This is a genomic window from Micromonospora sp. M51 (assembly GCF_018070305.1).
Taxonomy (GTDB): Bacteria; Actinomycetota; Actinomycetes; order Mycobacteriales; family Micromonosporaceae; genus Micromonospora; species Micromonospora parva.
On the sequence record NZ_JAGPXZ010000279.1, the window covers coordinates 1 to 7,210 of the forward strand.

Genomic DNA, 7,210 nt, shown 5'->3' on the forward strand with positions numbered 1-7,210 from the left:
GTTGCCGGCCCGTTCGGTCAGCTCGGCCGCGGGCAGGCCGGCCAACGCCTTCGCCGCCGACCGGAACGCGCGTACCCGGTAGGTGGCCTCGTTGGCCCGTTCCAGAAGGAACGCGATCCGGCGCAGGTCGGCGATGGGATCTCTCGCGCGAGCCATGTCAGGGCGCCTTCGGGCAGCCGTGCCGGCGTTGCCACGCGGTGACCTCGGCGGCCGGCTCCCGGTTGCCGCCGCGCCGCCAGGAGTCCAGGTAACGCGCCGGCCAGATCACCCCACGCCGGATCCACCAGCCGTCCTTACCGGTGCACCCCGGCGAGATGCCGAAGTGCACGTGGCAGACGTTGTTCGCGTTGCCCGTGCGGCCCACCTTGCCGAGCTGCTGCCCGGCGCGGACCCGCACCCCGGCGTCGACACCGCTGGTCACGGCGCTCAGGTGCGAGCCGTAGTACCGCACCCCGTCGTCGCCGAGCAGGGAGACCGACAGGCCGCCGTTGTCCGGGCCCTGTGGCCCGCGCTTGCGGTACCGGTCGACGCGGCTCACCTCCAGCACCGTCCCGTCGGTCACCGCCACGAACGGCTCGCCGCAGTCGGCGAAGAGGTCCGTCGCCGGGTACGCCCCGTGCGTCGGGTGGTAGTCGACGTTGTCGGCGCGTACCGGAAAGACATGCTTCAGCCCGACGCGGGGTGCCGTCGCCGACGGCGTGGCCGACGACGGCGCGGGCGGGCTCGGGTCGGTCGCCGCCGGCGACGGCGGCTGCGACGCCGGCTGGTCGGCTGTCGCCCAGACCGCCGGTGGCGTCGGCGCGGCGCCGTCGGGCACCCCCGGCCGGGTGGTCGCGCAACCGGCGGCCAGCACCGGGGCGAGCAGCAGCAGGATGGGGTACGCCGGACGAGCGCGGCGGCTGATCGTCGGCGAGGCCATCCGGTCATCCTGGCAGAGCCGGTACCGTGGGCACGAGCGGCACGCGTGAGGGAGGGCAGCGACGGTGACCTTTGCCCGACCCGAACCTGGCCCGGACTTCGGTGCCGCCCGCCCGATGCCGCGTACCCCGTCGGGTCTTTTCCCCTCCGGTCCTCCGACCCGACCCACCTACCGCGAGCCGCACCCGGTCACCGGCGGTGGCGTCGCCGCCGGTGGTGGCGCGGCAGCCGGTTGGTTGCTGCTGTTCGGCCTGCTCGGCACCGACGTGGCCAGCTACGCCTGGTGGACGGTGTTCGCCGGCCTGCTGGCCTGGGTCACCGCCCTGGTGCTGGTCCGCTACGGCGACCGGGGGGTGGCCACCGGGGTCGCCATCGTCACGGCCGGTGGCTGGAGCATCGCCGCCGCCGTGGTGGCGGTCCGCTGGGCCACCAGTGGTGACTGGCCGCTGTGGTGACCAGCACGGACCGGCCCCGGAACGTCGCCCGGTTGACTGCGCCGCGTGCCCGGTTGGCTGCGTAGCGAACGCCGTCTTGACGTGGCCGCCCAGACTCGGCACGCTCGGCACTATGGTCTGGACCACTCCGCGACAGGATCCCGATCGCAGCCGCCGCCGCCTGCAGTTGCTGGCCGAGCTGGCGGGTGCCCGGGCGGTCCGCCAGCGCAGCCGACCACAGCGGCAGCGCACCGAGCGTCTGCGGCAACTCATCGCCACCCGCCGTCGAGTCGTCGGCTGATTCGACTTTGTCAGGAATGACCCGCCCTTCGGGGCGTTGACGGGTCGCCTGCCGACCCGACCGGCTAACGTGCACGCGTAACGAGTCGACGCTGTGTCGAGGGCTATTGGGGGGACCGTGTCGTACTTCGCTGCGGCCGTGGTGCGCGACGACAGTGGCTGGACCGCCGCCGAGGTCAGCCTGCGTGGCGCGACCGACATCGACGAGGTCGCCGACCGGCTGCGTGACGTCGACCAGGAGGCCGACGTGTCGCTGCTCTTCGTCGAGGCCGACGACGCGTACCTGGTGATCCTGCGCCTGGACGAGGGCGAGGACCTGCGGGTGTTCGGTTCGGACTCCGCGTACGCCGAGGAGTCGCAGCTGGGGGCGCTGCTGGTCGGTGACCTGAAGACCTCGGTCACCGGGCTCGACGGTGACGACGAGCCCCGCCCGGCGAGCACCGGCGACGACGAGAGCGAGCAGCCCGTCGTCGACCCGGAGGCCGACCCGGTCGGTGACGCCGACCTGCTGGCCAACCTCGGCATCTCCGCGCAGAAGCTGCTGACCCTCTGCACCCACGAGGGGATGATGCCGGCGGACGTCACCGCCGAGATCTGCCAGGTGCTCGGCTGCGCCGACGAGGTCGAGGAGCTGCGTGAGGTCTGAGCCGGCCGACGCCACCGATCCGTCGCTGGAGTCGATCCGGCCGGGCCAACCCACCCCCGGTGCGGTGGGCCGCGCCGGGCCCGGTGCCCACGAGGGCCTTGCCGACACTGGTGAGATCGGCCGGCGGCAGCGGCACGAACTGTGGATGCGCCGCGCCCTGGAGGTCGCCGTCGCCGGTCCGCCGGTCGACGACGCGGTCAGCACCGACGTCGACGACGTGCCGGTGGGGGCGGTGCTCTACGGCCCGGACGGCACCGAGCTGGCCACCGGCCGCAACGAACGGGAGTTGACCGGGGACCCCACCGCGCACGCCGAGGTGCTGGCCCTGCGCCGAGGCGCCGAACGCACCGGCCGGTGGCGGCTCGACGGCTGCACCCTGGTGGTCACCCTCGAACCGTGCACCATGTGCGCCGGGGCGCTGGTGCTCGCCCGGGTCTCCACCGTCGTCTTCGGCGCCTGGGAACCCAAGACCGGCGCGGCCGGATCGCTCTGGGACGTGCTGCGTGACCGCCGGCTCAACCACCGCCCCGAGGTCTACGGCGGCGTGCTGGAGACCGAAACCGCCACCGTCCTGCGCGCGTTCTTCCGCTGAGGCCGGGTCGCCGGTCAGGCCGGCGGCAGGGTGACGGTGACGACCAGCCCTCCGCCCGGACGGGGCTGCGCCTCGGCGATGCCACCGTGGGCGCGGGCCACCGCGCGGACGATGGACAACCCCAGCCCGAAGCCCCGCGCGCCGACGACCCGCTCCCGCGACAGCCGCCGGAACGGCTGGAACATCGTCTCCACGTCGTAGCCGGGAACGACCGGGCCGGTGTTGGTCACCGTGAGGGTGGGCCGACCCCCGACCAGCCCGGTGCGCACCTCCACCCAGCCGTCGGCGGGCAGGTTGTGCCGCAACGCGTTCTCCACCAGGTTGAACGTGAGCCGCTCCAACAGCACCGGGTCGCCGCTCGTCGGCGCCGGGGCCAGCGCCCGCCGTACCCGCACGCCGGGTGCCTGCCCGCCGGCCTGATCGGTGGTGTGCGCGCAGACCTCGGCCAGGTCGACCGGCGTACGCTCGGTCAGCTCGTTCTCCGAGTCGGCCAGGGTCAGCAGACCGTCGATCAGCCGCTCGTGGCGCTCGTTGACCGCCAGCAGCGACTCACCCAGTCGCCGGGTCTCGGCCGAGGCGTCCGGGCGGGTGACCGCCAGCTCCACCAGGGCGCGGTTGAGCGCCAGCGGGGTACGCAGCTCGTGCGAGGCGTTCGCCACGAACCGGCGCTGCCCGTCGAAGGAACGGTCCAGCCGTTCCAGCATCTCGTCGAACGTGTCGGCGAGTTCGCGTACCTCGTCGGGAGGGCCGGTCAGCGCGATGCGCTCGTGCAGACCACGGCCGGCGGTGTCCGCGCCGGCGATCCGGCGGGCCGTGCCGGTGATCTGGTGCAGTGGCTGCAACGCCCGGCCAGCGAGCAACCAGCCGAACGCGATCGCCACCGTCGACACCACTATCAACGCGATGCCGCCCTGGGTGAGCAGCGACTCCAACGCGTTGCGCTTCGCTTCGTCCTGCACCTCCTGCACCAGGGCGCGCAGGTTGTCGAGGTTCTGCCCGCTGGGCGTCGTGGGGGTGGTCCTCGGCAGGTCGCGCAGGCTCACCCCGAACGGCTGCGGCATCCGCTGATCCACCAGCACGTACGTGACGGCGAGCAGGACCACGCCGGCCAGCAGGAAGAGCCCGCCGTAGATGAGGGTGAGCCGGGCGCGGATCGTCAGGCGTTTCATCGGATCTGGTACCCCGCCCCGGGCACCGTCTCGATCACCGGCGGGTCGCCGAGTTTGCGGCGCAGCTTCATGACTGTCACCCGGACCACGTTCGTGAACGGGTCGATGTGCTCGTCCCAGGCGCGTTCCAGCAGGTCCTCGGCGGAGACCACCGCGCCGTCGGCACGCAGCAGCTCGGCCAGCACCGCGAACTCCTTGCGGGACAGCGCCACGTACCGGTCGTCCCGGCGTACCTCGTGTCGGGCCGGGTCGAGCTGGATGCCGGCGCGCCGTAGCGTCGGCGGCGCCGCCGGGCGAGACCGGCGGGTCAACGCGTGCACCCGGGCCGATAGCTCAACCAGGGCGAAGGGCTTGGTCAGGTAGTCGTCGGCGCCGAGCGCCAGCCCGGCCACCCGCTCCCGGACCGCCGCCGACGCGGTCAGCATCAGCACCCGGGTCTCGCCGCCCGCATCCACGATCGCCCGGCACACGTCGTCGCCGTGCACCACCGGCAGGTCCCGGTCCAGGACCACCACCGCGTACTCGTTGACGCCGAGCCGTTCCAACGCGGCGTCCCCGTCGTACGCCACGTCGACAGCGAACGACTCCCGGCGCAGCCACTCGGCGATGGCGTCCGCCAGCACGTTCTCGTCCTCGACCACCAGCACTCTCACCCCTCAATGGTGCTCGGGGCTCCGTAACGGCGGCATAACCGCCGACGGTAACGCCGGGGATACGCGCGCTGCCGTGCACTGGGTGCCACGTTCGGCGAACCGCGCCGGACCTGAGCGGAGGTGGACATCATGCGACGACATCTGCTTGCGATCCCCGTCCTGCTCGCCCTGGCGCTGTCCGGGTGCGGCGCGGGAGGTGACGACGGCGGCGGGGTCGCTACCGCCGGCGGGACGAAGGCCGACGCGACGGCGACCGGCACGCCGGTCAGTGACTCGGACCGGCAGCTCGCCTTCGCCAGGTGTATGCGGGAGAACGGGGTGGACCTGCCCGACCCGGAGGCGGGCGGCCGTCCCGGCTTCCGGTTCGGCGCTGACGTTGATCAGCAGAAGGTCCAGGCGGCCATGGAGAAGTGCCAGGACAAGCTGCCCAACGGCGGGCAGGGACCGCAGCTCAACCCCGAGCAGGCCGAGCGGATGCGCACGCTCGCCAAGTGCATGCGGGAGAACGGGGTGCCCGACTTCCCGGACCCGGACGCCGACGGACGGGTCCGGATCGGGGCGGGGGACAACGCGATCAACATCGGCGACCCGGCCATGAAGGCCGCGCTGGAGAAGTGCCGGCAGCACGCACCGCAGTTCGGGGGTGACCGGTGACGATCCGACGCTCGCGGCTGCGCGCCGCCGTCACCGGAGGCATCGTCCTGCTGGTCGCGGCGGTGGGCGTGGTCGCCGCGGTGGGCTTCGGCGGCGGTGCCGACGGCGGACGCGCCCAGGCCGGCAGCGCACCACCCGCCACCGCCACCGTCACCCGGCAGACCCTCGCCGACTCGGAGACCGCCGACGGTGAGCTCGGGTACGGCACCACGCGTACCGCCACGGCGAAGCTCAGCGGCACCGTCACCGCGCTGGCGGCGACCGGGTCGACGGTACGGCGGGGCAAGGCGCTCTACCGGGTCGACAACGAGGCCGTGGTGCTCCTCTACGGCGGGCTGCCCGCGTACCGGACCCTCGCCCCCGGGGTGGAGGGGGCCGACGTCGCGCAGTTCGAGCGGAACCTCGACGCACTGGGCTACACCGGTTTCACCGTCGACGACGAGTACACCGGCGCCACCGCGGACGCGGTCCGGCAGTGGCAGGAGGACCTGGGTCTGGCCGAGACCGGTCGGGTCGAGCCGGGGCGCGTCGTGTACGCCGACCGGGAGGTCCGGGTGGACGGCCACCAGGCCGACGTCGGCGACCTGACACAGCCCGGCCAGGCGGTGCTGACCTACACCGGCACCAGCCGGGTTGTCACAGTCGAGTTGGACGTGGACGACCAGCGGCTGGCCAAGCGCGACGCGAAGGTCTCCGTGCGGCTGCCCGACGGCCAGACGGTGGCGGGCACGATCAGCACTGTCGAGACGATCGTCCAGGCCGGTACGGCCGGTGCCAACGGACAGTCCGGCGACGCCGAGACGAAGATCGAGGTGACCGTCGCGGTGACCGACCCGAAGGCCCTCACCGGGTTCGACCGGGCCAGCGCGGACGTCACGTTCACCGTCTCGGAGCGCCGCGACGTGCTCACCGTGCCGGTGGCGGCGCTGTTGGCGCTGGCCGAGGGCGGCTACGGCGTCCAGGTCGCCGAGGGTGGCACGAGCCAGATCCTCGCGGTGACCACCGGGTTGTTCGCCGGTGGGCGGGTGGAGGTCACCGGCACGGGCCTCACCGAGGGCGCGACGGTGGTGGTGCCGACGTGAGCGGCGAGGTGATCGTGCTCGACCGGGTCAGCAAGCGGTATGCCGGCGGTGTCGTCGCCCTGGACGACGTGTCGCTGCGGATCGGCCACGGCGAGTTGGTCGCGATCGTCGGCCCGTCCGGGTCGGGAAAGTCGACGATGCTGCACCTGATCGGCACCCTGGACCGCCCGTCGTCGGGCAGCGTGCTCATCGACGGGTACGACGCGGCGAAGCTGACCGACCGGGAGCTGTCCGCGTTGCGGGCCACCCGGATCGGCTTCGTGTTCCAGCAGTTCCACCTCGCCCCGGGCGTTCCGGTGGTGGACAACGTCGCCGACGGGTTGCTCTACTCCGGCGTACCGCTGCGGCGGCGGCGCGACCGTGCGGAGGCCGCGCTGGTCCGGGTTGGCCTGGGCCACCGGTTGGGGCACCGGCCGCACGAACTCTCCGGCGGGGAACGGCAGCGGGTCGCCGTGGCCCGTGCGGTGGTCGGCGAGCCGGCGGTGCTGCTCGCCGACGAGCCGACCGGCAACCTGGACTCCCACTCCGGTGCCGAGGTGTTGGAGCTGCTGCACGACCTGCACCGGGCCGGGACCACCGTCGTGGTGATCACCCACGACCGGGAGATCGCGGCAAGCCTGCCCCGGCAGGTGCGGATGCGCGACGGCGCGGTCCGGCACGACTCGGCCCGCACGTCGGCCGGGGTCGGCTGATGGCGACGCTGACCCCGGCCCGCCTGGGACCGGCGGACGTGCTGCGCGTCGGCGGGGTGGGGCTGCGGAC

At 73.3% G+C, this 7,210-nt stretch carries 10 protein-coding genes and 1 pseudogene; 7 read left to right on the forward strand and 4 right to left on the reverse strand.

The genetic code is table 11. The features are described from left to right. Together KBX53_RS16515 and KBX53_RS16520 are read right to left on the reverse strand one after the other, a co-directional pair. A pseudogene (locus tag KBX53_RS16515) lies at positions 1–156 on the reverse strand (PHP domain-containing protein); the annotation flags it as partial. A 1-nt stretch (position 157) separates the two neighbouring features. After that, positions 158–919 (reverse strand): M23 family metallopeptidase, encoded by a 762-nt coding sequence (locus KBX53_RS16520; RefSeq protein ID WP_030328168.1) that lies wholly within the window; start codon positions 917–919, stop codon positions 158–160. A 115-nt stretch (positions 920–1,034) separates the two neighbouring features. Here KBX53_RS16520 and KBX53_RS16525 point away from each other — a divergent pair, with 115 nt between their 5' ends. The 4 genes from KBX53_RS16525 to KBX53_RS16540 all read left to right on the forward strand — a co-directional run bounded on the left by KBX53_RS16525 (position 1,035) and on the right by KBX53_RS16540 (position 2,890). Beyond that, positions 1,035–1,373, forward strand: coding sequence for a hypothetical protein (locus KBX53_RS16525; RefSeq protein ID WP_030328166.1), 339 nt, complete (start codon positions 1,035–1,037; stop codon positions 1,371–1,373). Between the two features lie 112 nt (positions 1,374–1,485). After that, complete coding sequence (locus KBX53_RS16530) at positions 1,486–1,653, forward strand: hypothetical protein (RefSeq protein WP_167337265.1); 168 nt, start codon at positions 1,486–1,488, stop codon at positions 1,651–1,653. A gap of 117 nt (positions 1,654–1,770) precedes the next feature. Continuing rightward, positions 1,771–2,298 (forward strand): tRNA adenosine deaminase-associated protein, encoded by a 528-nt coding sequence (locus tag KBX53_RS16535; protein ID WP_030328163.1) that lies wholly within the window; start codon positions 1,771–1,773, stop codon positions 2,296–2,298. A gap of 145 nt (positions 2,299–2,443) precedes the next feature. After that, positions 2,444–2,890 carry a nucleoside deaminase gene (locus KBX53_RS16540; protein ID WP_209444471.1) on the forward strand — a complete coding sequence of 149 codons (447 nt, stop codon included), beginning with the start codon at positions 2,444–2,446 and terminating at the stop codon, positions 2,888–2,890. 14 nt (positions 2,891–2,904) lie between these two features. Here KBX53_RS16540 and KBX53_RS16545 read toward each other — a convergent pair whose 3' ends face one another. Then, positions 2,905–4,059, reverse strand: coding sequence for a cell wall metabolism sensor histidine kinase WalK (locus tag KBX53_RS16545; protein WP_210860209.1), 1,155 nt, complete (start codon positions 4,057–4,059; stop codon positions 2,905–2,907). Then, positions 4,056–4,712, reverse strand: coding sequence for a response regulator transcription factor (locus KBX53_RS16550; RefSeq protein ID WP_030328157.1), 657 nt, complete (start codon positions 4,710–4,712; stop codon positions 4,056–4,058). The genes KBX53_RS16545 and KBX53_RS16550 overlap by 4 nt, the downstream gene beginning before the upstream one ends. Positions 4,713–4,841: 129 nt before the next feature. Between KBX53_RS16550 and KBX53_RS16555 the strand changes: the two genes are divergently transcribed. The 3 genes from KBX53_RS16555 to KBX53_RS16565 are packed head-to-tail and all read left to right on the forward strand — an operon-like array spanning position 4,842 to position 7,140. Next, positions 4,842–5,366 (forward strand): hypothetical protein, encoded by a 525-nt coding sequence (locus KBX53_RS16555; protein WP_030328154.1) that lies wholly within the window; start codon positions 4,842–4,844, stop codon positions 5,364–5,366. Next, positions 5,363–6,448 carry a peptidoglycan-binding protein gene (locus tag KBX53_RS16560; RefSeq protein ID WP_309140787.1) on the forward strand — a complete coding sequence of 362 codons (1,086 nt, stop codon included), beginning with the start codon at positions 5,363–5,365 and terminating at the stop codon, positions 6,446–6,448. The genes KBX53_RS16555 and KBX53_RS16560 overlap by 4 nt, the downstream gene beginning before the upstream one ends. A gap of 8 nt (positions 6,449–6,456) precedes the next feature. After that, entirely contained in the window at positions 6,457–7,140 is a 684-nt protein-coding gene (locus tag KBX53_RS16565) for an ABC transporter ATP-binding protein (RefSeq protein WP_210860211.1), read from the forward strand. Positions 7,141–7,210 lie beyond the last annotated feature (70 nt).

What these genes read in the sequence shown, in the direction of transcription:
- KBX53_RS16520 (WP_030328168.1), bottom strand. Translation starts at nt 919, where the DNA reads ATGGCCTCGCCGACGATCAGCCGCCGCGCTCGTCCGGCGTACCCCATC.
- KBX53_RS16540 (WP_209444471.1), top strand. Translation starts at nt 2,444, where the DNA reads ATGCGCCGCGCCCTGGAGGTCGCCGTCGCCGGTCCGCCGGTCGACGAC.
- KBX53_RS16530 (WP_167337265.1), top strand. Translation starts at nt 1,486, where the DNA reads ATGGTCTGGACCACTCCGCGACAGGATCCCGATCGCAGCCGCCGCCGC.
- KBX53_RS16525 (WP_030328166.1), top strand. Translation starts at nt 1,035, where the DNA reads ATGCCGCGTACCCCGTCGGGTCTTTTCCCCTCCGGTCCTCCGACCCGA.
- KBX53_RS16545 (WP_210860209.1), bottom strand. Translation starts at nt 4,059, where the DNA reads ATGAAACGCCTGACGATCCGCGCCCGGCTCACCCTCATCTACGGCGGG.
- KBX53_RS16555 (WP_030328154.1), top strand. Translation starts at nt 4,842, where the DNA reads ATGCGACGACATCTGCTTGCGATCCCCGTCCTGCTCGCCCTGGCGCTG.